Source organism: Micromonospora sp. NPDC005367, from assembly GCF_040606825.1.
Taxonomy (GTDB): Bacteria; Actinomycetota; Actinomycetes; order Mycobacteriales; family Micromonosporaceae; genus Micromonospora.
On record NZ_JBEXFP010000071.1, the window covers coordinates 1 to 26,737 of the forward strand.

At 73.0% G+C, this 26,737-nt stretch carries 23 protein-coding genes and 1 pseudogene; 11 read left to right on the forward strand and 13 right to left on the reverse strand.

The window, feature by feature from the left end:
* From ABZS42_RS30245 to ABZS42_RS30270, 6 genes are all read right to left on the reverse strand, one after another.
* The coding region (locus ABZS42_RS30245; RefSeq protein ID WP_355151098.1) for an alpha/beta fold hydrolase at window positions 1–720 on the reverse strand (720 nt) is incomplete at its 3' end.
* A 142-nt stretch (window positions 721–862) separates the two neighbouring features.
* Entirely contained in the window at window positions 863–3,259 is a 2,397-nt protein-coding gene (locus ABZS42_RS30250) for a tetratricopeptide repeat protein (RefSeq protein ID WP_355151100.1), read from the reverse strand.
* Entirely contained in the window at window positions 3,256–5,016 is a 1,761-nt protein-coding gene (locus tag ABZS42_RS30255) for an ABC transporter permease subunit (protein WP_355151102.1), read from the reverse strand. Before ABZS42_RS30255 ends, ABZS42_RS30250 begins: the two co-directional genes overlap by 4 nt.
* Window positions 5,013–6,293 carry an extracellular solute-binding protein gene (locus ABZS42_RS30260; RefSeq protein ID WP_355151104.1) on the reverse strand — a complete coding sequence of 427 codons (1,281 nt, stop codon included), beginning with the start codon at window positions 6,291–6,293 and terminating at the stop codon, window positions 5,013–5,015. Before ABZS42_RS30260 ends, ABZS42_RS30255 begins: the two co-directional genes overlap by 4 nt.
* Window positions 6,290–6,916, reverse strand: coding sequence for an ATP-binding cassette domain-containing protein (locus ABZS42_RS30265; protein ID WP_355151106.1), 627 nt, complete (start codon window positions 6,914–6,916; stop codon window positions 6,290–6,292). The genes ABZS42_RS30260 and ABZS42_RS30265 overlap by 4 nt, the downstream gene beginning before the upstream one ends.
* An 87-nt stretch (window positions 6,917–7,003) precedes the next feature.
* Window positions 7,004–7,981: a WYL domain-containing protein gene (locus ABZS42_RS30270; protein WP_355151108.1), complete on the reverse strand. Its 978-nt coding sequence runs from the start codon at window positions 7,979–7,981 to the stop codon at window positions 7,004–7,006.
* Between the two features lie 44 nt (window positions 7,982–8,025).
* On the opposite strand from ABZS42_RS30270, the gene ABZS42_RS30275 reads away from it, so the two are divergent.
* Window positions 8,026–8,499 (forward strand): hypothetical protein, encoded by a 474-nt coding sequence (locus ABZS42_RS30275; protein ID WP_355151110.1) that lies wholly within the window; start codon window positions 8,026–8,028, stop codon window positions 8,497–8,499.
* Window positions 8,499–8,966, forward strand: coding sequence for a hypothetical protein (locus ABZS42_RS30280; protein ID WP_355151112.1), 468 nt, complete (start codon window positions 8,499–8,501; stop codon window positions 8,964–8,966). Before ABZS42_RS30275 ends, ABZS42_RS30280 begins: the two co-directional genes overlap by 1 nt.
* A gap of 1 nt (window position 8,967) precedes the next feature.
* On the opposite strand, the gene ABZS42_RS30285 is transcribed toward ABZS42_RS30280, so the two are convergent.
* A complete protein-coding gene (locus ABZS42_RS30285; RefSeq protein ID WP_355151114.1) occupies window positions 8,968–9,630 on the reverse strand; it encodes a TetR/AcrR family transcriptional regulator in 663 nt (220 codons plus the stop codon).
* A 110-nt stretch (window positions 9,631–9,740) separates the two neighbouring features.
* On the opposite strand from ABZS42_RS30285, the gene ABZS42_RS30290 reads away from it, so the two are divergent.
* The 3 genes from ABZS42_RS30290 to ABZS42_RS30300 are packed head-to-tail and all read left to right on the forward strand — an operon-like array spanning window position 9,741 to window position 13,016.
* Entirely contained in the window at window positions 9,741–11,225 is a 1,485-nt protein-coding gene (locus tag ABZS42_RS30290; RefSeq protein WP_355151116.1) for an NAD(P)/FAD-dependent oxidoreductase, read from the forward strand.
* On the forward strand, window positions 11,218–12,156 hold the full coding sequence (locus ABZS42_RS30295) for an SDR family oxidoreductase (protein ID WP_355151118.1): 939 nt from the start codon (window positions 11,218–11,220) through the stop codon (window positions 12,154–12,156). Before ABZS42_RS30290 ends, ABZS42_RS30295 begins: the two co-directional genes overlap by 8 nt.
* Complete coding sequence (locus ABZS42_RS30300) at window positions 12,153–13,016, forward strand: alpha/beta fold hydrolase (RefSeq protein ID WP_355151120.1); 864 nt, start codon at window positions 12,153–12,155, stop codon at window positions 13,014–13,016. The genes ABZS42_RS30295 and ABZS42_RS30300 overlap by 4 nt, the downstream gene beginning before the upstream one ends.
* A 141-nt stretch (window positions 13,017–13,157) precedes the next feature.
* On the opposite strand, the gene ABZS42_RS30305 is transcribed toward ABZS42_RS30300, so the two are convergent.
* The 3 genes from ABZS42_RS30305 to ABZS42_RS30315 form a co-directional block, all read right to left on the reverse strand.
* Window positions 13,158–14,609, reverse strand: a complete 1,452-nt coding sequence (locus ABZS42_RS30305; RefSeq protein WP_355151122.1) for a cryptochrome/photolyase family protein — start codon at window positions 14,607–14,609, stop codon at window positions 13,158–13,160.
* Window positions 14,610–14,688: 79 nt separating this feature from the next.
* The gene (locus tag ABZS42_RS30310; RefSeq protein WP_355151124.1) at window positions 14,689–15,903 is read right to left on the reverse strand and encodes a low temperature requirement protein A; all 1,215 of its coding nucleotides are present in this window, start codon (window positions 15,901–15,903) and stop codon (window positions 14,689–14,691) included.
* Between the two features lie 533 nt (window positions 15,904–16,436).
* Window positions 16,437–17,213: a maleylpyruvate isomerase family mycothiol-dependent enzyme gene (locus tag ABZS42_RS30315; RefSeq protein ID WP_355151126.1), complete on the reverse strand. Its 777-nt coding sequence runs from the start codon at window positions 17,211–17,213 to the stop codon at window positions 16,437–16,439.
* Between the two features lie 339 nt (window positions 17,214–17,552).
* On the opposite strand from ABZS42_RS30315, the gene ABZS42_RS30320 reads away from it, so the two are divergent.
* Both ABZS42_RS30320 and ABZS42_RS30325 read left to right on the forward strand, forming a co-directional pair.
* Window positions 17,553–19,436, forward strand: coding sequence for a Xaa-Pro dipeptidyl-peptidase (locus ABZS42_RS30320; protein ID WP_355151128.1), 1,884 nt, complete (start codon window positions 17,553–17,555; stop codon window positions 19,434–19,436).
* A gap of 205 nt (window positions 19,437–19,641) precedes the next feature.
* Window positions 19,642–20,976 carry an MFS transporter gene (locus ABZS42_RS30325; RefSeq protein WP_355151130.1) on the forward strand — a complete coding sequence of 445 codons (1,335 nt, stop codon included), beginning with the start codon at window positions 19,642–19,644 and terminating at the stop codon, window positions 20,974–20,976.
* A 15-nt stretch (window positions 20,977–20,991) separates the two neighbouring features.
* On the opposite strand, the gene ABZS42_RS30330 is transcribed toward ABZS42_RS30325, so the two are convergent.
* The gene (locus ABZS42_RS30330) at window positions 20,992–21,411 is read right to left on the reverse strand and encodes a hypothetical protein (RefSeq protein WP_355151132.1); all 420 of its coding nucleotides are present in this window, start codon (window positions 21,409–21,411) and stop codon (window positions 20,992–20,994) included.
* Between the two features lie 348 nt (window positions 21,412–21,759).
* Between ABZS42_RS30330 and ABZS42_RS30335 the strand changes: the two genes are divergently transcribed.
* Together ABZS42_RS30335 and ABZS42_RS30340 are read left to right on the forward strand one after the other, a co-directional pair.
* Window positions 21,760–22,848, forward strand: a complete 1,089-nt coding sequence (locus ABZS42_RS30335) for an S-(hydroxymethyl)mycothiol dehydrogenase (RefSeq protein WP_355151134.1) — start codon at window positions 21,760–21,762, stop codon at window positions 22,846–22,848.
* Window positions 22,845–23,474 (forward strand): MBL fold metallo-hydrolase, encoded by a 630-nt coding sequence (locus ABZS42_RS30340; protein ID WP_355151136.1) that lies wholly within the window; start codon window positions 22,845–22,847, stop codon window positions 23,472–23,474. Before ABZS42_RS30335 ends, ABZS42_RS30340 begins: the two co-directional genes overlap by 4 nt.
* Window positions 23,475–23,578: 104 nt before the next feature.
* Here ABZS42_RS30340 and tsaA read toward each other — a convergent pair whose 3' ends face one another.
* Entirely contained in the window at window positions 23,579–23,995 is a 417-nt protein-coding gene (gene tsaA, locus ABZS42_RS30345) for a tRNA (N6-threonylcarbamoyladenosine(37)-N6)-methyltransferase TrmO (protein WP_355151138.1), read from the reverse strand.
* Window positions 23,996–24,009: 14 nt separating this feature from the next.
* Window positions 24,010–24,654: an MEDS domain-containing protein gene (locus ABZS42_RS30350; protein ID WP_355151140.1), complete on the reverse strand. Its 645-nt coding sequence runs from the start codon at window positions 24,652–24,654 to the stop codon at window positions 24,010–24,012.
* 381 nt (window positions 24,655–25,035) lie between these two features.
* Between ABZS42_RS30350 and ABZS42_RS30355 the strand changes: the two genes are divergently transcribed.
* On the forward strand, window positions 25,036–25,746 hold the full coding sequence (locus tag ABZS42_RS30355; protein ID WP_355151142.1) for a hypothetical protein: 711 nt from the start codon (window positions 25,036–25,038) through the stop codon (window positions 25,744–25,746).
* A gap of 628 nt (window positions 25,747–26,374) precedes the next feature.
* Window positions 26,375–26,737, forward strand: a pseudogene (locus ABZS42_RS30360) (hypothetical protein); the annotation flags it as partial.

Genomic DNA, 26,737 nt, shown 5'->3' on the forward strand with positions numbered 1-26,737 from the left:
GGAACTTGCTGTCGTCGTCCAGGTCGCGATAGCGAACCGGGTAGAGGCGAATCCAACCCGTCCAGGGCGGGTGCATGCCCAGTGCCCCGACGCAGTGAGCGACCGGATCCGATCCAGCTCCCGTACCCGCTGCGCGATGAACGCCTCGTCCGCGGTCACCAGGATCTCGTTCCAGTACCCGAGGAACAGGTCCTGCCGGGGAGTGGTGGCCGTGCGGACCAGTTCCTGCGCGGCCGGTGGGAGCTGGTCGATCCCCATCCCGGCCAGCAGCGAGTTCCAGAGCTGCAGGTAGTCGGGGCTGCGCAGTACCGGCTCGTTGCGCCGCAGCAGGTCACCGAAGGGGCCCAGCAGCAGTGGCTGGTCCACGTTCACCACGCCACGTGTCGGGTGGCGAGCGGCGTAGATCGTGACCAGCGCGCCGCCGATCGAGTGGCCCACCATTACCGGTCGGTCGAGCCCGGCCTCCGTCACCGCCTCGTGGATGGCGTCCGCGACGTCGCCCACCTGGTAGGACTCACGAAGCGCGGACTCGCCGTGTCCCGGCAGATCCAGCGCCAGCACCTGCCGGCCCGGGTCGAGGGCGGCCAGCTCGCGCACGATCGGCCCCCACTGGCTCCGGTCGTACGTCAGGCCGTGCACCAGGACCAGCGGAGGGTGGCCGCCGTCGGCCCCGAAACTGTCTACGGCGAGGCCACCGAAGCGCCGCTGTGCGTCGCCCATCTCATCTCCCATCACGCCGCTGGGACGTTGAGCCCCACCGAGCTGCAGTGACAAATCGTCCGATCCTAGCCGGATCCAGGCCGATCGACGACCGGGCGTGTCCCGCTCTGACGATGAACGTCGAAGCGGGTGCGCAGGTGGGTCAGACCTCGTGGACGGCCGCGTTCAGGCGGGCGTCGGCCGCCGACTGGCCGGCGCCGTCGCCGACCGCCTCGCAGATCGCCGCCGCATCGACCCAGTGCCGGCGGGCCTCGTCGGGGTCGTCCAGGGCCGCCGCCGCGTCACCCAGGTAGAGCAGGGTACGGCCCAGCCCGGCGGTCGGCCGGCCGCCCTCACGCAGCCGGCGGCTCTCGGCCAGCCAGTCGTACGCCTGACGGGCCTGCCCCGGACCGGCCGCGAGCAGGGCGGCGCCGGCGTTGAGCAGCACGGCCGCCCGTCCCGTCGCGTCGTTGACCGAGTCGTACTCGCGCAGCGCCGCCCGCCACGCCTGCGCCGCGTCCAGGTGCTCGCCGAGGCCGGTGTGCACCAGCACCAGATTGGTCAGCGCCGCCGCGTAGCCGCGCGCGTCGCCGAGCGCGCTGAACGTGTTCGCCGCCCGGACCAGGTGGCGGTGGGCGCTGTCCAGTTCGCCCCTGGCCAACCGGGCCGCACCCAGCGCCAGGTCGGTCAGCGCGAGCCCGGCGCGATCCGCGCCGGAGCGGTGCCGCCGGGACCAGGCCAGGTGGTCCACCGCGTCGTCGAGCTGTCCGAGGTCGAGCAGGGCGAGGCCGAGGTTCATCCGGGCCTGTGCGGTGGCCCGCCGGCCGCGTTCGATGACCGCCAGGTTCAGTACGGTGGCCGCCCTGTGCGGCTCGTGCCGGCGCCGGTAGAGCGCACCCAGTTCGTTGTGCGCCCAACCGGCGACCTCGGGCCGGTCCTCGGCGGTGGGGGTGGCGAGCACGGTGCGGCACACCTGCTCCCACTCGTCCAGCCGTTCGGCGTGTGCCAGCCAGCCGCAGAGCGCCACGGCCAGCCGGAACCACCAGCGACGTACCCGGCGCGGTAGCGTCTCGGCCGCGCCCGCCGGCACCCGCACCACCGCCAGCAGCAACTCCTGGTGCAGGTCGAACCAGCCGTACGGGTCGTCGTCCAGCGGCAGCGTCCACTCCTGGTCCGGCGGTGACCCGAGCGCGGCGAGGGCGGCGACGTGCCGCTCGGCGTGCTTCGCCAGGTGCCGGGTGAGCCGGGCCTGCGCGGCGACGCGCCGGCGGACCGGGTCGACGGCACGCAGGTGCAGCCGGGCGTACCCGGCCAGTGGCGGGCGGATTTCGTAGCGGTCGCCGTCCCGGCCCCGCACGAACGCCGTGGCGGTCAGTTCGTCGAGGAGCGCGGACACCTGGTCGGGACGCCGGGCGGCCAGTGCCGCGATGGTCGCCCGATCCACCGGGGCGGGACTGAGTGACATCAGCCGGTACAGCCGGCGCGCCTCGGCGGACAACGCCCGGTACGCGGTGTCGGCCTCGGTGAGCAGCCGGGCCGCCGGGGCGAGACCGGTCCGCTGGTGCGGCGGCGTCCGCACCGCCCGTTGCAGCGAGTCCAGCACGTCCGCGTGCCGCCAGCTGTGCTGCGCCGTGCGGTAGCCCAGGGCGCGTACCGCCCGCGGCTGCCGCCCGCAGATCCCCACGATGTCCCGCACGAGCGGATCGGTGCGCGGGTCGGTCCGGCGGGTGCGGGCGGCGGGCGCGGCCTTCCCCGCCGCCGCGAAGATCTCGACCGCGTCGTCGGTGTCGGGCTCGTTGATCCAGCGCTCCGCGACGCCCCGCAGCCCGACCAGCGCCGGGCCGCCGGCGAGCAACAGCCGGCAGGTGCGAGTGGTCGGCGGCAGCAGGGGACGCACCTGCTCGGGGCGGTCCACATTGTCGAGCACCACCAGGATCCGCCGGCCGTCGAGGTGCCCTCGCAGCGCGTCGGCCGCTACGGTGAGCGCTTGCGGGCGGGCGGAGGTGGGCGGAGGCGTGCCCAGGATGCGGGCCAGTGCGGTCAGCACCTGCCGAGCCGACCGGGGCCGACCACCCGGGCGCAGGTCGAGGTAGTACTGCCCGTCCGGGAAGTCGTCGCGGCACCGGTTGGCGGCCTGGATCGCGCACGCCGACGTGCCGACCGCCCGCCGCCCCCGTACGGCGACCGCCTGCTCGCGCCCGAGCAGGTCCGCGACGTCGTTCACGGCCGCGTCCCAGCCCGGCATACGTCCCGGCGACGGCCAGCCGCTCATCCGGTCCGGCGGGAGGGTCGGCGCGCCGCTCGGCGTGGCCACGCCGTCCGCGAACCCGGGTCCGTTCGGCCGCCCGGCCCGGCGGCGGCGTACGTCGAACACCACCCAGCCGAGCGCGCCGCTGATCACCAGCGCGAGGCTCGCCGGCCCGAGGATGCCGGCGGCCAGCTCGGAGAGCAGGTTGCTGGCCAGGTTGACGAGCACGCCGCCGATCACCGTGGTGACCGCGACGAGGAACGGCCAGCGGGGTGGCCGTCCGCCGCCCTCGCGGCCGTTCGGGGCGGTCACCGGACACCGCCGGAGACGAGACCCGCGACGAGATGCCGCCGGGCCAGCACGACCAGCAGCGCCGGCAACATCGAAGCGATCACCGAGCCGGCCGCCAGCGCCCCGCTGTTGGCCACGAAGCCGCGGGTCTGCCCGGCCAGGAACAGCCCGAGCGGCGCCGAGTCCGGCCCGCTGAACAACAACCCGACCACCAGGTCGTTCCACACCTGCACGAACTCCAGCACCGACACCGCGACGATCGCCGGACGGCAGTGCCGGGCCAGCCGGCGCAGCATGCCCCACCGGTGCCGACCACCCAGCCGGGCGGCGCGCAGCCGATCGTTCGGCAGGTCCGCGAACGCGTTGCGCAGCACCAGCACCGCGAACGGCACACCCAGCGCCACGTGCACCAGGACCAGACCACGAGCGGTGCCGGAGGAGAGCGCCACCCCGAGCACCTCGTTGACCGGCCCGGCGATCACCTGCACCGGCACGACGACAGCGATCATCAGCAGCAGCCCGGTCGCCTGCGCGGCCGGTCCGGTCAGTCCGGCCAGCGGGTACGCGGCGAGCAGCGCGACGACCAGCACCGTGGCGGTGACACCGGCGGCCAGCAGCAGGGTGAACCCCAGCGATCGCCACAGCTCGGAACTGGTGAGCACTTCGTGGTAGGAGGCGAGGCTGGGCCGCGCCGACCACCACCCCCGCGCCGCGGCGTCCACCGGCCCGTGCAGCGAGGTCGCCACCAGAACCGCCAGCGGAACCAGCCAGGCCATGGCGGCGCCGGCGGCGAGCAGCCGGAACGGTCGCGGTGGCGGGGCCGCCACCGGGTCCGGCTCGGCGTCGCGCGGCGGTGGCCACGCCTGCCGGACGAACAGCGCCGCCACCAGCATGCCGGCGGCGACCGCCACCAGCCAGATCACGCCGAGCGCCGCGCCCTCGCCGGTGGTGGTGCCGCCGGAGGTCTGCCAGACCCGCAGGGCCAGCACCGCCGCCTCGTCGCGCACCGACCCGGGCGCCATCACCAGGATCAGGTCGAAGGTACGGCTGGTGCCGAGCGCCACCAGGGCGAACACCACCGCCACCGTACGCAGCAGCAGCGGACGCCACTGCGCGTCCCAGAGCACGTGCCGGCGGGTGCCGCCGTACGCGCGTACCGCGTCGGCGAGGCTCGACGGCAGCCGGTCCAGGGCGGCTCGGAACACCAGCACCGCCAACCCCACCCACGCCCAGACGAACGCCGACATCAACGCGACGGTGACCAGGCCCGGACCGAGCATCTGCGGCACGTCCTCGCCGGTGCGCCCGGTCAACCGGGCGGCGACGAGGGTGGCCAGCCCCCGGGACGGGTCCGGGTCGTACATCAGGCGGAACGTCACGCCGGTGACGACCAGCGGCAGCGCGGTCGGCACCACGAGGATCAACCGGACGAGCTTGCCCTCCTGCGAACGGCGGGAGGCGACGGCGAGCAGGTAGCCGAGTCCGGTCACCACGGCGGGCACGAGCAGCGCCCACAGCACCGTGCGGCCGACCACCGCGCCGGTGCCGGGGGCGGCCAGCGCGGCCCGGAAGTGCGCGGCGCCGACCCAGTGGCCGCCGCTGGTCACGCTGGCGTGCACGGTCCGCAGCACCGGCCAGAGCACCAGGGCGCCGAGGAGCAGCGCGGCAGGCAGCAGCAGGGCGGTGGACGCGCCGACCGCCGGGTACGCCCGACCTCGCCGGGGCGGCCCCACGTCGTCGAGCACGACGGGTTCGCCGAGCACGGGCAGTCTGCTCATCGGCCACCACCGGCGTCGCGGGCCGCCGCGGCGAGCTGCTTCGTGGTGCGGCGGATCGCCTCGGCGGCCGGTATGCCGTCGGTCACGTCGGCGAAGAAGTCCTGCATGATCGGCCAGATGCCGACCCCGTCGGAGCCGGTGAACGGGCCGGGCAGGCGGTCGGAGAGGTCGAAGCGCACGGTGCCGGCGGTACGCATCTCCCTGGCCAGACGCTGGCGGAGCGGGTCGGCGTAACCGTCGGGCTCGACTGTGACGTCCGGCGACAGGTAGCCGCCCGCGCTCAGCCAGGGCCGGAACACGGTGGCGTCGGTGAGCCAGCGGACCAGGCCGACACCGGCGCGGGACCCGGCGAAGGCGACGGCCGCGTCGCCGCCGACGATGAGCGGGCCGTCGCCGGGACGGACGCCGGGGAACCGGAACGTCTCCGGCTCCTCCAGGCCCTGCCGGAAACGACGGGCCACACCGTCGGCGAAGTCGCCCTCGAAGACGGTCACCGCCCGGCGGGTGTGCACCACCTGGATGACCGACTCCTCGTACTGCGTGAGCAGGGCCCGGCGACCGCCGCCGGGGAAGGCGCCGTCGATGCTCCAGATCTCGGCGAGCCGGTCGAGGGCCTCGCGCACCGGCCGGCCCTGCCAGTCGGCGGTCGGCTCCGCGAGGGCGTCGTACCCGTCCGGTGCCACGTCGGCCAGCACGTTCTCGAACCAGTCGGTGAGCACCCAGCCGTCGGCGGCGCCGATCGCCAGTGGGGCCGGGCCGCCGTCGCGGCGGGCCCGCGCGGCGAGGCGGCGGGTGAGCCGCACCAGTTCGTCCCAGGTGGCCGGCGGCTGCGGGAGCATCGACGGCAGGTGCCAGAACAGCGACTTGTGCGCCGCTTTCACCCAGACGCCGTAACGCTGCCCGTCGTCGCCGCGGAGCAGACCGGCGAGGCTGCCGGGAACACCGTGGCCGGGGGAGGGGTTCAGCGGGCTGAGCCAACCCCGCCGGGCGTACTCGATGACCAGGCCCGGGCGGGGCAGGATCGCCACGTCGGGGCTGGTCCCGGCGAGCTGCCGCGCCCGCAGGAACGCGTCGATGTCGTTGCCGGCGCTGACCACGTGCACCGGCGCGCCGTAGCCGGCCACCACGGCGCGGAACGGCACGAGCTCCCCACCGCTCCAGACCACCGCCACCTGCACGGCCCGCCCGCCGTCGGAGCAACCGGTCGCGATCGTCGCGGTGCCGGCCGCGGCGGCCGCCAGCAGCGTACGACGGCTCACCCGCCCCGGCGCCGTCACCGTCGTACCGCCTCGGCGGCGAGCTCCACCCGGGCCGGGATCTGCGCCAACGTGGCCGGGTCGGCGGTGCAGACGAGCACGGCCACCCCCGGTGCGTCCGCCGGGGAGAGCCGGGGCATCAGGTCGTCGAGCCGACCGCCGTCGGCCATCCCGCCCGGCAGGTCGACTACCAGCACCTCGGGCAGGCAGGCGGCGGCGCGGGCCAGCGCCACGCGGAACCGCTGGGCGTCGGTGAGCACGTGCGGCAGCAGGGCGAGCGTGGGCGCCAACTCCAGTCGCTCGACGACGGTGGCCGTCCAGTCGTCGGCCATCTCCCGCACCCGCTCCCGCTTGCGTTGGCCGTACTCGATGTTCCGGCGGACGGTCAGCTGCGGCAGCAGTGCCCCGCCGGCCGGCACGTAGCCGATCTGCCGGCGCGGCGGCGGCAGATCCGTGACGTCCCGCTCGCCGACCAGGATCCGCCCGTCCAGCGGTGGAACCAGCCCGACGAGAACCCGGGCGACCGCGGTGCCGACCCGCGGCGGCGCGACCAGCGCGGCCGTGTGGCCCGCCGGTATGTCGAGGGAGACCGGCCCGGTGCCGGGCACAGGGGTCAGCGCGCGCAGCCGTAGCGTGACTCTCACCTCCGGTGACGTCCTCGTCCCCGTACCAGGGTGGCACATCGCGCCGACTATCGATGCCCTGCGCCACGCTCCACCGTGGATCCGTGGTCAGCGCCCGTGGTACAGCCGGGCCAGCTCCGCGGCCGTCGCGGCCAACCGGTCGCGTAGCTGCGGCGGCGCGAGCACCTCCACCTCGGCGCCGAGGCGCAGCAGCTCACCGTGCGCGTGGGTGAGTGACTCGATCGGCAGTACGGCGGTTGTCCAGCCGTTCGCGTCCGGTGGCCCCGCGCTGGCGTCCACCGCCGCGACCACCACGTCGTTGGCGATCTCGCGCAGCCGGTCCCGGCCGCCGGGGGAGAGCCGCACAGTCGCCTCGTCCTGGTGCAGGCGTGCCCGGAACTGCCGTACGTGCGCGTGCCACCAGGTTGGCAGGTCGAAGTCGGCCGGCCGGTCGAAGCCCTCGTCGAGCGGGGTGAGCGCGAGGATCTGGTTGACCCGGTAGGGGGCCGGCTCGGCCCGTCCGGCCCGGGCCGCCACGACGTACCAGCGGCCCCCCTTGAGCACCAACCCGTACGGCTCCAGCACCCGGGCCACCTCGCCGCTCCAGCTGCGGTAGCTCACCGCCACGCGCCGCTGCCGCCACACCGCGTCGGCGGTGAGCGCCAGGTGCGGGGACGCGTCCCCGTCGGCGTACCAGTTGGAGGTGTCGAGGTGGAAGCGCTGCTGGAACTGGGCGGCGCGCTCGCGCTGCGGCGGCGGGAGCGCGGCGTGCAGCTTGCGCTGGAGCGCGGCGACCACCGGACCGTCGCCGAGCTCGCCGGCCGGTCCGGGCAGGCCGGCCAGGAAGAGGCGGTCCGCCTCCTCGGCGGTCAGCCCGGTCAGCCGAGTCCGCCACCCGTCGACGAGTTCGTAGCCGCCGGCATGCCCGGCCGCCCCGTAGAGCGGGATGCCGGCCGCGTGCAGCGACTCCACGTCCCGGTAGATGGTCCGGACGGAAACCTCCAACCGCTCGGCGATCTCGGCGGCGGTCATCCGGCCGTGCGTCTGGAGAAGCAGCAGGACGGAGAGAAGTCGACTGGCCCGCATTCCACTGACAGTACGTGTCAGTGAAGCCTCCGTACCGTCCCGGCATGGCATTTCGCGACAAGGACCTGCGGGTGCCGGGACCGATCACGGTCGCCGGCCGGCAGCTCAAGCGCTACCACATCGACCAGCCCGAGCGGCCGATCGAACCGGAGGTGGAGAAGGCCGCGTACGAGGTGCTGCCGAGCCTCGTCCCGGACCCGGACGGCACCCCACCCGCCGGCTGGGTCGTGCTACACCGGGGCGCGGACACCGGCGCCTACCTGCTGGCGTACTGCTGGACGTGGGACAACGTGCTCGAGGTACGCGTCGCCGTGGCCGGGCAGCCGGTGCTGGGCTGCCCGGACGAGGACCCGAGCCACTTCGTCGCGCTGAACCGGCCCGGGGTGGGCTGCGTCTGGGAGCTGGGCGTGCTGGAACACGAGCGGGCCGCGTGGATCCGGCACATGCTGGCGCCGGAGCTGCCGGACGTCGAGCAGTACCTGGCGGACACGCGCGCCGAGGGACCGGTGGGCGTCTGATGGGCGACTTCGACTTCCTCGTCGGCACCTGGGACATCGCCAACCGGCGGCTGACCAAGCGGCACGTCGGCTCCGACGACTGGGACGAGTTCCCCGGCCGTAAGGTGGCCCGCACCTTCTTCGGCGGCGCCGGCAGCTTCGACGAGATCACCTTCCCGACGAAGGGCTTCTCCGGGGCCACCGTGCGGATCTTCGACCCGGCTGCCGGCACCTGGGCGATCTACTGGATGAACAGCCAGCGCGGGGTGCTGGAGGTGCCGCCGGTGGTCGGCCGCTTCGTAGCCGGGGTGGGCACCTTCTACGCCGACGACCTCGACGAGGGCCGCCCGATCCGTTGCCGGTTCATCTGGTCCGGGATCACCGCCACCTCGTGCCGCTGGGAGCAGGCGTTCTCCACCGACGGCGAGCGCACCTGGGAGACCAACTGGATCATGGATTTCACCCGAGCGTCCGCCGACCCGAGGTAGCTCAGGCCGACGGGGGAGTCGTGCTGCGGTAGATCGCGGACAGCCACACGTCGAGCAGTACGTCCACCACGCCGGACTCGGCCACGGCGGGCCCGTCGCCGGCGAGGGTGGCGCACATGACCCGCTCGTTCATCGAGTTCAACGCGATCGCCAGGTCCCGGGCGGGCAACCCGTCCGGGGCTGCGCCGCGCCGCCGCTCGGCCTCGATTGCCGTCTGCGTGCACCGCACCCAGTGTTCCAGCACCGCCGACCAGAGTTCGCGTACCTCGGCGTTGGCGCCGCGTGCCTGGCCGCACGCCAGCACCACGGCCTTGTGCGCGCGGAACGTGTCGTGGAACCGGCCGATCAGGTCGCGCCAGCGCGACCGCGGGTCCTCGGCCATCCGGTCGAGCGTGTCGCCGGCCGCCGCGTCCGCCTCGGCGGTGACCCGGTCCAGCAGGGTCAGCAGCACCGCGTCCTTGGACGGGAAGTAGAAGTAGAAGGCGGGGCGGGAGATGCCGGCTCCGCGGGCCAGGTCGTCGATGGAGATCTCGGCGAACGGCCGCTCGGTCATCAGCCGCTCCGCCGTGGACAGTATCGCCAGCTCACGCTGGTCGCCGGAGCGGCGGCCGGCGCGCCGACCGCGCGTGGTGGCGTTCCCGGCGGGGGCACGGGCGATTGTCATGGTCGTCGATGCTAGCGCGTTTCGACAGGGTGTCGAGATTGTTGACAGAGTGTTGACCGGCGTCGACGATGGTGGATAGGGTCCGGTCCACCGCCACCCGGGGAGCTGCCTTGGCCCGCGATCACGTCGACGTGCTCATCGTCGGCGCCGGGCTGTCCGGCGTCGGCGCCGCCTGCCACCTGCGACGCAACTGCCCGGACAAGACGTACGCGTTGCTGGAGTCCCGCGCCGCCATCGGCGGCACCTGGGACCTGTTCCGGTACCCGGGCGTCCGGTCCGACTCGGACATGTTCACCCTCGGCTACTCCTTCAAACCGTGGACGAACCCGAAGTCGATCGCCGACGGCGACGCCATCCGTGAGTACGTCCGCGACACCGCCCGCGAGTACGACGTCGAGCGTCACATCCGTTTCCGGCACCGGGTGCTCAGCGCCGAATGGGACAGCGCCACGGCGCGCTGGACGGTACGGGCGCACCGCGACGACACCGCCGAGATCGTCGAGTTAACCTGCGGATTCCTGCACGTCTGCGCCGGCTACTACCGCTACGACGCCGGCTACACCCCGCAGCTGCCGGGTGTCGAGCGGTACACCGGGCGGCTCGTCCATCCGCAACAGTGGCCGGCAGACCTCGACCACACCGGCCGGCGGGTCGTCGTGATCGGCAGCGGCGCCACCGCGGTCACCCTCGTACCGGCGATGGCCGACCGGGCCGAGCACGTGACCATGCTCCAGCGCTCACCGACGTACATCCTCGCGCTGCCCTCACGGGACGCGCTCGCCGGCACGCTGCGACGGTGGTTGCCGGCGAAGGCCGTGCACCCGATGGTCCGCTGGAAGAACGTCCTGCTCGCCACCGCCAACTTCCAGCTCAGCCGACGGGCCCCCGGCCTGATGAAGCGGGTGTTGCGGCGATCCGCGCGGAGTCACCTGCCGGCCGGCTACGACGTCGAGCGGCACTTCTCGCCCCGCTACGACCCGTGGGACCAGCGGCTGTGCATCGTGCCCGACGGCGACTTCTTCGCCGCCGTCCGAGAAGGCCGGACCTCGGTGGTCACCGGCACCATCGACACGTTCACCGAGCACGGGATCCGGCTGGCCTCCGGCGAGGAGCTCCCCGCCGACATCGTGGTCACGGCCACCGGGCTCAACCTGCTCGCCCTCGGCGGCATGACGGTGCGGGTCGACGGCGTGGACGTCGACCTCGCGCGCACCGTCGCCTACAAGGGCATGATGCTCTCCGGGGTGCCGAACCTCGCCATGACGATCGGCTACACCAACGCCTCCTGGACGCTGAAGGCCGACCTGGTGGCCACCTACGTCTGCCGGCTGCTGAGGCACCTGGACCGCACCGGCCAGCAGATTGTCACTCCGCAACCACCGCCGGACGACGACCGGGTGCCGCTGATCGACCTGCGCTCCGGGTACGTGCTGCGTAGCCTGGACGCGTTGCCCAAGCAGGGCCGATCCGCGCCCTGGCGGCTGCACCAGAACTATCCCCGCGACGTGCTGCTGCTGCGGCACGGCCGGCTCGCCGACGAGGGCGTGCGGTTCTCCCGCGCGGGCAGTCCGGAGAGGAGCGCGACGCGTGCGTAGCTTCGACTTCGCCGCGGGCACGGCTGTACTCACCGGCGCGGCGAGCGGTATCGGTGCGGCGCTGGCCCACGGGCTGGCTCGACGCGGCAGTCACCTCGTCCTGCTGGACCGGGACGCCGAACGCCTCGACGGCGTGGTCGCCGCCCTCCGCACCGCCCACCCCGACCTGCCGATCGACGTCCACGTGGTCGACCTGGCCGACGCCGCGGCCACCGCCCGGACCGCCGCCGAGATCCGGCAACGGCATCCCCGGATCCGGCTGCTGATCAACAACGCCGGGGTCGCCCTCGGCGGCCGGTTCGACCAGGTGGCACTCGAGGAGTTCAGCTGGGTCGTCGACATCAACTTCCGGGCCGTGGTGCAGCTGACTCACCAGCTGCTGCCCGCGCTCAAGGCCGAACCCGGCGCGCACCTGGTGAACGTCTCCAGCCTCTTCGGCCTGATCGCCCCCGCCGGGCAGGCCGCGTACTCGGCGAGCAAGTTCGCCGTCCGCGGGTTCACCGAGGCGTTGCGCCACGAGCTCGCCGACGACGGCATCGGCGTCACCTGCGTACACCCCGGCGGGATCAACACCCGCATCGCCGCCGACGCCCGCGTCGGCAGCGGCGTCGCCATTCAGGAGTACGAACAGGGCCGGCGCCGGTTCGAGAAGCTGCTCACCATCCCGCCGGCCACCGCCGCCGAGGCGATCCTGCGCGCCGTGGCCCGCCGACGCGGCCGGGTCCTGATCGGCTGGTCCGCGAGGCTGCCCGACCTGCTGGCCCGGGTCGCGCCCGCCTCGTACGGCCGGATCCTCGCCCTCGGCGTCGACCGCGGTGGCGCGTCGGCTCGGCCGGGCGCGTCACCGTCCCCCACGTCACCGGCGTCTGGTGTGCCCGCCCAGCGCCGTGCTGAGCAGTCCGCGGGCGAGAACGTGAGGGGGGCGACATGACCTCGGCAGAGCGGCCGCGGCACGTCACCGTCGCCGGCCGGCGGGTACGGCACCGCGTCGACGGTGCCGGCGAGCCGGTGGTGCTGCTGCACGGCATCGGCCGCAGCATGCGCGACTTCGCCGAGCAGCACGAGCTGCTCGCCCAGCGGTTCCGGGTGCACAGCGTGGACCTTCCCGGCCACGGCGGATCACTACCGATGGTCGACCCGTGCAACCTGCCGTCGCTGGCCCGGTTCGTCGGCCGGTACCTCGACGCGGTGGGCGTGGACCGGCCGGCGCACGTCGTCGGCAACTCCCTCGGCGGCGCGATCGCCATGCAGCTCGCCGTCAGCGAACGGCACCGGGTCGCGAGCCTCGCGCTGGCCGGCAGCGCCGGCTTCGGCCGGGAGGTGACCCTCGCACTACGGTTGCTCACGGTGCGTCCGCTCGGCCGGCTGTTGCTGATCCCGAGCCGGGCGGCCGCCCGGCGGGCGGAGCTGGCGCTCTTCCACGAGCCGGCCTTCGCCACCGAGGACCGGATCGCACACGCCCTGGAGATCGCCCGCCTGCCGTACACCGGACGGGTGATGATCGAGATCGCCCGCAACCTCGGCCGGTTCCAGGGCGTCCGGGCCCAGTGGCGGGAGCAACTGCTCGCCAGGATGGCCGAGGTGGACGTGCCGACGCTGGTGATCTGGGGTGAGCGTGACCTCATCCTGCCGGCGACCCACCTCGAGGCCGCCCGCGCGGCCCTGCCGAAGGCCCGAACCCACCTCTTCCGTGACTGCGGGCACCTGCCGCAGGTCGAGCGGGCCGACGAGTTCCACCGGCTCCTGCTCAGCTTCTGGGGAGTGCCCGTGCCCGCCGGCGGCGGGCGCTGACCGCCACCGGGTCCGGCGCCGCGCCCACCCGAGGCGGCTGAACGGTCAGAGGGTGTTTGAGGAGGCTCGCCCGGAGCGAGCCGAGTGCCGGGCGTCGCCTGGGGCCGGCGCAGTAGGGCACGGCCGCCTCAAACCACCCTCTCAGGGCGCGTTGCTGCCCCGCTTCTCCTCCTGGGCCAGCACCGCGTCACGGTGCTCCGGCTCGTCGCGGCGGATCAACTCCGCGGCGAGCCGCGGGTCGTCGACCAGCCGGCCCCGGTCGCGGTGCAGGAACATCTCGAACCCGCCGGTGTACGGGCAGGCCAGGTCCCCGAGCGCCCGCTCCGGCACGTACCGGCAGCCGGCACAGTAGTCACTGATCTCGTCGATGTACGTGCCGTCCACCGCGTACGGACGGGTCTCCACCGGGGACGGCTCCGCGTAGTGGCTCATGCCGAGCACCGTCGCGTTCATCACCCAGTCCGCGCCGTCGACGAACGAACGCTGGAACCAGTCGACCAGTTCGGTCGGCCGCCACCCGCGTTGCAGCGCGTAGTTGCCGAGCACCAGCAGCCGGGGACCATGATGGGTGAACCCGGTGTCCCGGACCGTGGCCAGCACGTCGGCCAGGCAGCGCGCCTCGATCGCGTCCGCGTCCAGCTCGGCGAACCACTGCGGCAGCGGCTCGGCGGCGGAGAGCGCGCCGGCGCCGCGGAACCGGGGCTCGGCGTACCAGTAGAGCTGCCAGAGGAACTCGCGCCAGCCGAGCAGCCCGCGGATGAAGAGTTCCGCGGCGGCCCGTGGCGCAGACCCGTCGCGCCAGGCCCGTTCCGCCGCCGCCACGGCCGGCCCCGGGTCCAGCAGGCCGAGGTTGAACGACGAGGAGAGCCCGCTGTGCGTCAGCAGCGGGTCGTGCACGCTCATCACCTCGGCGTACCGGTCGTACTCCGGCAGCCGGTGGCGGAGGAAGTGCGCGAGCCTGGTCCGCGCCTCGGTGTGCGTGGCGGGGAACCGGCGGGGGCCGTCGCCGCCCACGAACCGCACCCCGTCGGCCGCCCACCGGTCCAGGTCGTGGCGCACCTGCGCGTCGATGTCATCCTCGACCACCGGCGGTGGTGGTGGTACGGGCTGGGTGGCGTCGACCGAGCGGGGCGGACGGCGGGCCGGCGCGCTGCCGGCGGGGGCGCGGAGCACCCCGTGGCGGTCCAGGGCGTGCCGGAAGAAGGCGTCCATCCGCAGCGGGCCGTGCTGCTGCTCGGCCCAGGCCGCGAAGTCCGCCGGGCTGGTGATGAACCCACGGGCCGGCAGCACGGCCAGGCCGGGCACCGAACGTGCGAAGCGCATCGCCGCCCGCGAGTGCGGATGACAGACCTCGACCGGCTCGGCGAGCCGGTCGAACGCCTCCCGGAACGTGCCGGCCCGTAGCAGCAGCGCGCGGTCGCCGAGTTCAGCGGCGCGGTGCCGCAGGGTGGAGAGGATCAGGTGGGCCTTCTGCCGGTGCATCGGTCGCCGCCGGAACAGCTCCCGCGCCTCGATGAGCAGCACCGGTTGGTCGGAGTCGTCGAGGAAGTGGGGCCCGAGCTGGTCGGCGAGCAGCCATCGACGGCAAGACATGACCCAATTCTGCCCACTTGAGCGCGGCGTGTCCCATACCGGATGTGTACGGGTCGTCGCGTTCAGTGGATCGGCCCGCTCACTGCGCCTCGACGGGACCGCCGCCGTCACTCCCGGCGGGGTCCGGGGCTGTGACATCCGGTGACGTGCTCAGCCTCCTCCCCAGCACGGTGACCGTCACCAGGCAGAACAGCAGGACCGCCACGAGGTGTACCGGCGCCGGACCGAGCGGGACGAGCAGCACCAGCGCCGCTGTGCAGAGGCAGGCGGCGGCCAGCCACCGGTGCTGTCGGCGACGCAGGTGCAGCGCCCAGAGGGTGACCACGTACACCGCCACCGGCACCGCCACCGCGTACCCGGCGGCCAGACCGGAGACATGGCTGTCGTCGCGCTCGTGCTCCACCTCCACCCCCAGGCCGGCGCCGACCGCGGCGATCGAGGCGAAGATCAGGTAGTGGCCGTATCCCCAGAACAGCGCCCGCCGCAGCCGGTTCGCGACCGCCACCGGCCGGTCGAAGTAGAGCCACCAGAGCGCGAAGACGATCACCGTGCCGGCGGCGGCGAGCGACCAGAGTTGACGGTCGCCCGCGTCCAACCCGGTCTGGATCGCCACGGACGTCACCAGCACCACTTCACCGAGCACGATCAGCGTGAACAGGCCGTACCGTTCGACGATGTGCCGCGGATGCCACGGGGTCATGCCCGGCCGCTCGGCCAACGCCGGCACCAACAGCTCGGCGAGCGCCAGCACCAGGAAGGAGCCCGCCAGCCAGCTGTCCGGCAGGGTGAGCCGCAGCAGCCAGCCGACCTGCACCACGAACACCCCGCCGGCGTACCTGAGCGCGGCGCGCCGGTGCGACCGGTCACCGGCCGCGGCTCGTATCCATTGCACGATCGTGGCCAGCCGCATCACCACGTACCCGAAGGTGATCGTGGCGAAGTCGCCCTCGGTGAACGCGCGCGGTACCCCTGAGGCCAGGATCAGCGCCCCGGCGATCTCCACCAATGTCGTGATCCGGTAGACGTCGTCGTCGGTGTCGTACGCGGAGGCGAACCAGGTGAAGTTCATCCACGCCCACCAGATGGCGAAGAAGACCATGAGGTAGCGCCCGACCGCGAGGCCGATGTGCCCCGCCGACAACGCGTGGTGCAGGTTGTCGGCGGCCTGCGCCACGGCCACCACGAAGCAGAGGTCGAAAAAGAGCTCCAGCGGGGTCGCGGCGCGGTGCGGTTCGTCGCGTCGCCGTCCGGTCATCGGCCGGTACCACGGGCGTGCCGAGCGGGTCTGGCTCACACGCGCTCCTCCGGCCGGCCGTCGCCCAAACGATAGCGAGCAGGCCCGCCCGGGCGGGCCGAGTTCGCGTCCGACCCGTGCCGGCTGCCGGGTGTGATGGTGCGCGAATGGCTGCCGACACGATCCGCCGCTTTCTCGGCGGGGACGTGATGACCGGTCGGGGCGTGGGCGCGATGCTTCCTGCCCCGGGCCCGGCCGCCGACCTGCGCGATCACCTGGTCCGCGACGCGCGCGGATGCGTGCGGCTGGCCGAGCGGACGAACGGGGCGCTGCCGTGTGCCGTACCGGTGAGCCGGCCGTGGGCGCGTGGCGCTGGAACTGCTCGACGAGCTGCGCCCGGACGCGGGGATCGTGCACCTGGAGACGGCGGTGACCGGGCGGTGCGCCCACGAGCCGGGCACGTCACGACCTGACTGGACTCCCTCGTCTCAGGCGTGCAGCCAACCCTTGTGCCCAGTGGGACCGCCACCGTTCGGTACGGGACCGTTCGCGATTCGAGCGGCCGGTTCGTGCGCGGTGGCGTGTCGTCACGCCTAATCCTCCGGTTCCCACGCGCGGAGCAGGTCGAGCAGCCCCGGGTCCCCGTCGAGTCGCAGGGAGCTCGCCGCAATGCGGTCGTACAGGTAGAGGACCAGATCACTGGCCGTGCCGCCAACGGAGACACCCGCCGCGTCCGGGTCCTCGCCGGCAGCGGGCAGCCGGGTGGTCCGTGCACCGTCGCCGTCGACCGTGAGGCGCCAGGAGCGGCCCTCGGTGGCGTGGAAGTCGAAAGCGGTGGGCTTGTGCGGCCAGGCGCTCGTCGTGAAGCAGGTGATGAACAGGGTCTCCTCGACACCGTCGAGCGCCACCTCGACCGGCAGTGCGGCCGGCTCGCCCACGGTGAGCTGGGCGTCGTAGGTGTGCACCGCGATCTCCTGGACCTGGTGCCGGGCGACGCCACCGGCGGTGTGCGGCGTCTGCGTGTTACCCCAGCCGGTGAAGCAGCCCTGGTCCGGACCGGCCTCCCGCAGGGCCGCCAGCAACAGCTCGGTTGAGGCGGCCAGCCAGGCCGGCACCGCCTCGCGCTCCTGCGGCGCGACCGCGTCACCCTGGGCCGGGGTCCTGGACGTGGCACCCGGCCCAGCGGCGACGGTGGCGGCCCAGCGGCGGCGGCCCTCGCCGATGTGCTGCACCAGGTCGGACAGCGTCCACCCGGGGCAGGTCGGTACGGGCAGGTCGAGGCTGGGCGCGTCGGCGATCGCGGCGCGGAAGGCGGTTGCGCGTTCGTCGATCAGCCGCAGCAGATCGGGAAACTCCAGAGTCTTGTGCACAGTGCTGGATCTAACACCTCGATCGATTCACCCCGACAGCGGTTTTCCCAGCCGGTACGGCGGCGAACCCCGCTCAGGCGAGCCCACGCTCGGGCTTCCGCCACGCCACAGCCCCTCCCAGGTCCGGTCCAACTCCCAGGTCCGGAAGCGGCTGTACACCGTCTGCCGATGATGCTCATCCCTGCTGCTGCGCGCGCCGAACGGTCCGGGTGGGACCGATTTCGTGTGATTGATGGTCATCGACGGGAGCGCCGACCATCCCTAGCATGGGGGTGAATGGATCTTCGGAATCCACCCCTTGGCCGTACCCGGCCATCAGCCCGATCGAAGGAGACGCGAGTGCGTCGATCTCCCCATTTAGCACTGCTCGGCGTCGGCGTGTCCGGCGCGCTGCTGCTGAGCGCCGCCCCCGCGAGCGCCGCGGCCCCGCCCGCCGCCGCGCCGCCGCCGGGCATCGTGGTCAGTGACGGCATGACCCAGCCGGTCTTCTCGCTCGCCGACGCGATCGAGGAACGGGTGTACGTGCAGACCCCGGTCGACACCGACCACGACGGTCAGCGCGACCGGGTGGCCATCGACATCTCCCGCCCGCGGGAGACCGCCACGCAGGGCCTCAAGGTGCCGGTCATCTTCGAGCACAGCCCGTACCGCAAGGACACCTGGGGCGACGTGCCGTACCCGAGCGTGCTGGTCGACGACCTGCCTCAGAACGGCCAGACCCGTCGCTACGGGCTGCGGGCGCTCGACATGGGCGTCCAGCGCGCGGAGGCGAAGGCGAACCTGCCCGGCTCGCTCGACGACTACTACGTGCCGCGCGGCTACGCCGTGGTGCTCGGCCAGAGCGTCGGCACCGCCGACTCAGACGGCTGCCCCACCAGCGGCGACCAGGCCGAGACGCTCGGCACGAAGGCGGTCATCGACTGGCTGAACGGGCGGGCGAAGGGCTACGACGCCAGCGGCGCCCCGGTCACCGCCGGCTGGACCACCGGTGCGGTCGGCATGACCGGTGTCTCCTACAACGGCACCCTGCCCAACCAGGTCGCCACGACCGGCGTGGAGGGTCTCAAGACCATCGTGCCGGTCTCCGCGATCAGCAGCTGGTACGACTACTACCGGGCCAACGGTCTGGTCGTCGCACCCGGCACCTACCAGGGTGAGGACACCGACATCCTCGCCCAGTTCACCGCCGGGCAGACCCGCGCCGAAGGCCCCTGCGCCGACGAGATCGCGAAGCTCACCGAGCAGCAGGACCGGGTGACCGGCGACTACACGAAGTACTGGGCGGACCGCGACTACCTCGACGCGCGGAAGGTGCGGGCGAGCGTCTTCGTCGTACACGGCCTCAACGACTGGAACGTGAAGACCGAGCACTTCGCCGGCTGGTGGGACGAGCTCGCCAAGCGCGACGTCCCGCGCAAGATCTGGCTGCACCAGGGCGGGCACGGCGGCCCCGGCAACAACGCGTCGGTGACCCTGCCCGACGGCCGTACCTGGACGTACAAGCAGACCGAGAACCGCTGGTTCGACTACTGGCTGTGGAACGTGCCGAACGGGATCATGGACGAGCCGACCGCCGTGCTGCAGCGGGAGGACCGGGCCTACACCACGTACGCCAACTGGCCCGACCCGGGCGCACGCGAGGTCGCGGTGAAGCTGGCCGCCACCGACGCCACCCAGCCCGGCACGCTCACCACCGGCAAGCGGCCGAAGGGCAAGGTCGAGCAGAGCTTCGTCGACGAGGGTCGCACCATCGGACCGGACACCCTGGTGGCCGGCCCGGACGCGGCGAGCCCGAACCGCCTCGCGTACCTCTCCCCGGCGCTCGGCCAGGATGTCCGCATCTCGGGGCGGCCGGAGATGCGGCTGCGGATGGCGATCGACAACAAGCCGGACGCGAACCTGACCACCTACCTGGTCGACTACGGCCCGGCCGGCTCGACCGCCGCGCCGACCGTGGTGACCCGGGGCTGGATGGACCCGCAGAACCGCAAGAGCGCGGACCGCACGGAGCAGCTCAAGCAGGGCAAGCTCTACGACCTCCGGTGGACCCTGGAGCCGAAGGACTACATCTTCCCGGCCGGCCACCGGATCGGCGTGGTCGTCTTCTCCAGCGACCAGGAGTACACCCTGCTGCCGAACGGCGGCACGAAGCTGCGGGTCGCGCCGGAGCACAGCGAACTGCGGCTGCCCGTGGTCGGGGGACGGGCCGTGCTCGGCTTCTGAGCCGACGCACGAGCCGTCCGAGCACGGCCGGCCAGAGGCGCTGACCGGGATGGGGCAGCCCCCAGCGGGGCTGCCCCATCCGCGTGTCCGCGCTGGTCACGGCGCGTCGACGCCACGGCCCGCTCGGGCGCTCGGGCCGGTGGTCCACGCCACGTTGCCGGTGACCGGCCCCGAGCCGATCCGGAGCCCGGCCGAGGATGGACGCATGACGGCTACCGCGGACACCGCGGTGAGCGCCGCCGCTCCCGCACGCCGCCGAGCCGTACTGGTCTGGGGCGTGGCACTCGCCGCGTACGTGGCCGCGGTCTTCCACCGCAGCTCGCTCGGTGTCACCGGGGTCGACGCCACCCACCGCTTCGACATCAACGCCTCCGCGTTGGCCACCTTCTCCGTGGCGCAGCTCGCCGTGTACGCGGCGATGCAGGTCCCGGTCGGGGTGCTGCTCGACCGCTTCGGCTCGCGCCGGCTGCTCATCACCGGCGGCGCGTTGATGGTCGCCGGGCAGCTCTGCTTCGCCCTCGCCACCGACGTGCGTCTCGCCGTGGTGGCCCGGATTCTCGTCGGGCTCGGCGACGCGATGACGTTCATCAGCGTGCTGCGCCTCGTGACCTTCTGGTTCCCCGGCCGGGCCAACCCGCTCATCGTGCAGCTCACCGGCACACTCGGGCAGCTCGGCGCCGTCCTCGGCGCCGTGCCCCTGGTGGCGCTGCTGCACCACTTCGGCTGGACACCGGCGTTCCTCGTCGCCGCGGCGCTCGGCACGACAGTCGTGCTCCTGGTCCTCGTCGCGGTACGCGACACCCCACACCGAGAGACCCTCGCCGGCCCGCCGCCCCGGCCCGCCGCCGTCCGCCGGGAACTGGCCGCCGCCTGGGCCCAGCCCGGCACCCGGCTGGGCCTCTGGACGCACTTCGTCACCCAGTTCTCCGGCTCGGTCTTCGCGCTGCTCTGGGGCTACCCGTTCCTGGTGCAGGGGCAGGGCCTCACGCCCACCACGGCGGCGTCCCTGCTCACCCTGATGACGGTGGCCGGCCTGCTGGTCGGACCGGTGCTGGCGCATCTCTGCGCCCGGCATCCGTATCGTCGCTCGGTGCTCGTCTTCACGGTCGTGGCGGCCACCGCGGCGGTCTGGGCCGTGGTGCTGGCCTGGCCCGGGCCGGCGCCGCACTGGCTCCTGGTGGCACTGGTGCTGGTGCTCGCCGTCAACGGACCCGCCTCGATCATCGGCTTCGACTACGCGCGCACCTTCAACCCGGCCAGCCGCATCGGCAGCGCCACCGGCATCGTCAACGTGGGCGGCTTCGTAGCCTCCATCGTGCTGGTGCTCGCCGTCGGCATCGTGCTCGACTCGGCGACCCCGGCTGGGCGGGAGACCCCCGACCTCGACGCGTTCCGTTGGGCCTTCGCACTGCAGTACGTGCTCTGGTCGTTCGGCGCGGTGCAGGTGTTGCGGCACCGCAACGCGACCCGCCGCCGGCTCGCCGCCGAGGCGTCCACCCGTGTCGAGTCCCCGGTGGCGGTCGGCACGGGGCGGCGCTGACGCCGCGCGGGTTGGTCAGCGGCGCAGCCGTCGGGGGATGAGGCCGTCCAGCACCAGGGTCAGCCCGGCGCCGACCAGCCAGACGTCCTTGGCGAGCGCGGAACCCGCTTCGGTGGGGCGTACGCTGCCCGGTTGGCGCAGCCCCGGCGTCTTCAGGTAGAGCTGCACGAGCCCGGCGCCGAAGGCGGTGAGCCCGAGCCCGACCAGTGCCGACGGCACCAGCGGGACGAGCAGGGCGGCGCCCAACGCCAACTCGCTGTACGACAACACCTTGGCGAACCGGTCGGGGGGAATCTGCCGCAGCTGCGGCATCGCCCCGACTGCCATGCTGTGGGTCGCCTGGGCCGCCTCGCCCTCCAGGTTTCGCTTGGTCAGCCCGGAGTTGAGCATGTACGCGCCGATGGAAGCGCGCAGCGGCACATGTGCAATTCTCATGACCACTCCCGCGGTGAGGCCGGATCGTGCCCCCGCCTACCCCTCGATCGGACCGCTTAACCCGCTGCGGGACAGCCTTGTCGCCGGCGTCCGCGTCGTACCGGGGTGCGGCTCAGCTGCCCGCCCGGCGGGCGAGTTCGTCCGCTTTCCTGCCGACGGCGGCCGGGCGCAGGACCGCTGATGCTCCCGGACCGCCCTAGGCCGGATGGGCGGTTTCCGATAGGTTCACCGGGGGTCGATCATCGGAAACCCGCGGGCGTCCGGTCGTGGTGGGGGTCCATGGGTTTCGACGGCCGCACCGACCCCGGCGGCCGTACCGCCACCACCGCTCGACCAGGAGGGGAAAGCGTGAGCCAGGAGGTCCGGGGAGTCATCTCCCGCAGCAAGGGCGCGCCGGTCGAGATCGCCACGATCGTGGTGCCGGACCCGGGACCCGGTGAGGCGATCGTCCGGATCCAGTCGTGCGGGGTCTGCCACACCGACCTGCACTACCGCGAGGGCGGCATCAACGACGACTACCCGTTCCTGCTCGGGCACGAGGCGGCCGGGATCGTCGAGGAGATCGGCGAGGGGGTCACCGACGTCAGCCCGGGCGACTTCGTGATCCTGAACTGGCGCGCGGTCTGCGGTGTCTGCCGAGCGTGTCGGCGCGGCCGCCCCTGGCACTGCTTCGCCACCCACAACGCCGCCCGGAAGATGACCCTCACCGACGGCACCGAACTGACCCCGGCCCTGGGTATCGGCGCGTTCGCCGAGAAGACGCTGGTGCACGCCGGGCAGTGCACGAAGGTCGACCCGGCCGCTCGACCGGCCGCCGTGGGGCTGCTCGGCTGCGGGGTCATGGCGGGCTTGGGCGCGGCCATGAACACCGGCGGGGTCACCCGGGGCGACTCGGTGGCGGTGATCGGTTGCGGTGGTGTCGGTGACGCCGCCGTCGCCGGCGCGACGCTGGCCGGCGCGACGACGATCATCGCGATCGACACCGACGCCCGCAAGCTCGACTGGGCGCGCAAGTTCGGCGCCACGCACACGGTCGACGCCACGGTCGAGGACCCGGTCGAGGCGATCCGCGCCGCCACCGGCGGGTTCGGCGCCGACGTGGTGATCGACGCGGTGGGCCGACCGGAGACGTGGAAGCAGGCGTTCTACGCCCGTGACCTTGCCGGCACGGTGGTGCTGGTCGGCGTACCGACCCCGGAGATGACCGTCGAAGTGCCCCTGCTCGACGTGTTCGGCCGAGGCGGCGCGCTCAAGTCCAGCTGGTACGGCGACTGCCTGCCCAGCCGCGACTTCCCCATGCTGACCGAGCTCTACCTGCAGGGCCGCCTCGACCTCGACGCGTTCGTCACCGAGGAGATCGCGCTGGACCAGGTGGAGCAGGCGTTCGCGCGGATGCACCACGGCGACGTGCTGCGCTCGGTGGTGGTCCTTCCGTGACCGCGCGGGTCGACCACGCGGTCACCACCGGCACGTTCTCCCTGGACGGGCAGACGTTCGACGTGGACAACAACGTGTGGGTGATCGGGGACGACGCCGAGTGTGTCGTGCTGGACGCACCGCACGACGTGGACGCGATCCTGCGTGTGGTGGGGGAGCGCCGGGTCCGGGCGATCCTCGCCACCCACGCCCACGACGATCACGTCCGGGTCGCTCCGGCGTTGGCCCGGGCCACCGGCGCGCCGGTGCTGCTGCACCCCGACGACCGGATCCTCTGGGACCTGACCCATCCGGACGTCGCGCCCGATGGCGCGCTGCGTGACGGGCAGAACGTCGAGGTGGCCGGCATCGTGCTGACGGTGCTGCACACTCCCGGGCACAGCCCCGGCGCGTGCAGTTTCCACGCGCCCGCACTGGGCGCCGTGTTCACCGGCGACACGCTCTTCGCCGGCGGGCCGGGCGCCACCGGACGGTCCTACAGCGACTTCCGGGTCATCATCGAGTCGATCCGGGACCGGCTGCTCGCCCTGCCCGCGGAGACGGTGGTGCACACCGGCCACGGCGACGACACCACGATCAGCGCCGAGGCGCCGCACCTCGACGAGTGGATCGCCCGCGGCCACTGACCGTCCCGTCATGACGTGGCCGGCCGTGCCGGCTCGGCCACGTACCGGTCCGCGGCTTCGTCCCGCCGGGCCGGATCATCCGTCCCACCGGCTGAGGCGGTGGGTCACCGTTCGGCGGGGGCGCCGAGTACCGGCTTGACGTCCAGCACCGGCGTACCGTCGAGCGCCTCCAGGTCGGCGACGCGTACCCGTAGACCGTCGATGGCCAGCAGGCGTACCCGGTGCAGGCCGATCGGATTGGGCCGGTGCGGCGAACGGGTGGAGAACACCCCGGTCTCCGGCCGCGACGTGTCACCGCGCGGATGGACCGTCAGCACGTCCCGCCGGGCGCGGTCGAGCCAGGTCACCACCAGTGCCTCGGCTCCGGGCCGCAGGTCGCGCACCGCCGGGGCGAATTCCGGTGCGAACACCAGCCAGGACTCCGGTGCTCCCTCGTCTCCCTGCTTCGGTGCGGTCGCCGGATCGGTCAGGGGTGACTCGACTCGGCCGACCGGCCGCAGCGTGTACTCCACATCGTTCATCGGGTGGCCTCTCGTCAGAAGGGCACGTCGACCGGGGGCGCTCCGGCGCGGGGGTCACGCGGATTCCCGCCGCGTCGGGGCGGGTGCCGTGGCGGGGACGGAAGCCGACCACGCGTACCCGGGTCGCCCTCCGTGGCGTCGGCGCGTAGCAGGGTGTGCGCGGCGCGTACGTCGGCGAAGCTCTCGTCCGAGACGTCAAGCACCACGGGACTCCTGGCCGGACTCCGGGTGCGGTAGGCGCGCAACAATGACGCCCACAAGTGACCGGCCTCCGCGCCGCCGCGCGCTGCCCAGGCCATGTCACCGACGACCGTTGATCCGGCATATTCCTCTTGTTGTGCGCGGTTGCCCTCGGCTCGCAGGGTGACGATCATCCGGGCCCGGTCGAAACGCCCGTCCGGTCGGTAGTCGGCGTCGGCGGGAAGCAGGCGTAGTCGGCCGTCGGCCAGTGCCTCCCGGGTCGGCACCCCGCGGGCTGTCCGGCCGGCGCGCACGGCGTCGGCGGTCAGCCGATCGAGGAAACAGGGCGCCTTCCGGACCAGACGTGGACCCGCGGTGACGGACCGGCCGACGGCGTCGAGAGTTCCGGCCTCGTCGTCGTACGTCCGACACACGTGTTCGCCGAGGCGTAGCTGGTCGACCACCGCGGCAACGGTCACGTCATCGCCTTCCGGTCGGCGCTCGCTCACCCTATCCCGCCGGGCTCTACTCCCAGCCCCGCCGCGTTCGCCGAATCCTTGCCTCAGCTGCGACCGCCGGGCGCGCCCGGTATGCGGCGGTACGGCGCGAAGCGACCGCTGACCGCCCGCCGATCACGGGAGTTCGCGGCGCTCCGGTGTCGGCGGGTGCCGGGCCAGGTGTCGGTATTCCGGCGCGTGACCAGGACCGCAGCCAACCTCGCCAGGGTCATATCCGGAATGACCGACACGCCAAGCTGGTTGTGTCCCCCGTACCGTCCGTGCCCAAACCCCTTCCGGCGCGGACATCCCCCGAGGAGTGCTCATCCCGGAGCGCTTCGCATGATCGAAAGGGCAACCATCGTGAAGTTCGACTTCACTCGATGGCTCCCGGCCATCGCGAAGGACTCTTACCAGAAGACCGCACTGAGCGTGGTGGGTGTGGCCGTCCTCGGCGGCCTCGCGTTCGGGCCGGCCGCAGTCGCGGCTCCCGTCACCATTGGACCGCACGACGCCGCCATCGCCGCCATCGACTTCGCCACCAGCGACAACGGCGGGTCGGACAAGCATGACGCCACGGACGGTTCCGGGCTGACCATGGGATCCCGCGACGCCAAGCGGGGCGGCGGCCAGCCGAGCCGGGAGCAGTTGGTCCCGTTCGGCGTTCAGGGCGCTCAGTCGCGTATCCCCCTGGACGGCGCGCAGCGTGACAACGCCAAGGCGATCATCAAGGCCGCGAAGAAGACCGGCGTGGGTGAGCGTGGCGCGGTGATCGGCGTCGCGACGTCGCTGCAGGAGTCGAAGCTGTACAACCTCGGCAACCTCGGCACGTCCAACGACCACGACTCGGAGGGCCTGTTCCAGCAGCGCCCGTCGTCCGGTTGGGGTACCCCCGAGCAGATCACCGACCCCGAATACGCAGCCACCGCCTTCTTCACCGCCCTCAAGAACGTCGACGGGTGGCAGAACCTGCCGCTGACGCAGGCCGCCCAGACCGTCCAGGTCTCGGCCTACCCGTTCGCGTACGCGCAGTGGGAGGACCAGGCGGCGGACATCGTCCAGCAGCTCTGGTGAGGTGTGCGATCAGCGAACCGGCCGGCCCCGTGCGGGGCCGGCCGGTTTCGTCTGCGGGTTGATCGTCTCCGGTTCCCGGATGTCCGGGGCTCGGACCCCGCGTACCGCCCGTCGTCGAGGATCCCGAATCCCGTCGCCTGGGGTGAATGGCTCCGGTGTCCGGTTCACCCGGTGGCGGGTCGCCCGGTACGGCGCAGGCGATCGCGTTTCGGTGGGTTCGGGGTGTGACCGGCGACATCCCGGGGGCGGAATCATGGCCGGGTCGGGGGCGTTGAACACTCCCGACGGCCGAGGTAGCAGCCCGGTCACCTGGCAGATCATCTGGGCAGTCGGTAGCGCCCGGGAATCATGCCGGCCGGCCGGTCGTTGCACACGGACCCGGCGCACGGCCTCCGGTCGTAGCCGCCGGGGTCGGCAGGCCCCCGGGAATGATGGTGGGCCGCCGGTCGTTGAACCCGGTCCGGCGCGGTGAGGCCCCCGCCTCGCCCGGACGCCGGATCCGCCTGGTTCCGTGAGCACCCCCGGTTCGCGGAAGCCCGGTCACAGACTTTCCCCCTTCGAGCGCCCCTGGGCGTTCGGCCCGTGCCCCCGTTGCGCACGGGCCCCTCACCCCCGAGGAGTTTTCGTAATGAACACGATCATGCGTAAGAGCGTTCTTGGTATTGCTGGTCTCGCGTTCGCCGGTGGCATCGTCGGTGGACCGGTCGCGGCGCACGCCGCCACCCCGGTGGTCGACGCCAAGCCCGTCGCCGTGGTCCAGACCGATAAGAAGCCGGGTGTGGACACGGCCAAGCTGATCCCCCACGGCACTCAGGGCACCCAGTCGCACATCGCCCTGAACGACGAGCAGACCGCCAACGCCAAGGCGATCATCGCCGCGACGAAGAAGTCGGGTCTGGACGAGCGGGCCGCGGTCATCTCGATCGCCACCAGCCTGCAGGAGTCGAAGCTGCACAACCTGGGCCACCTCGGCGACATGAATGATCATGAC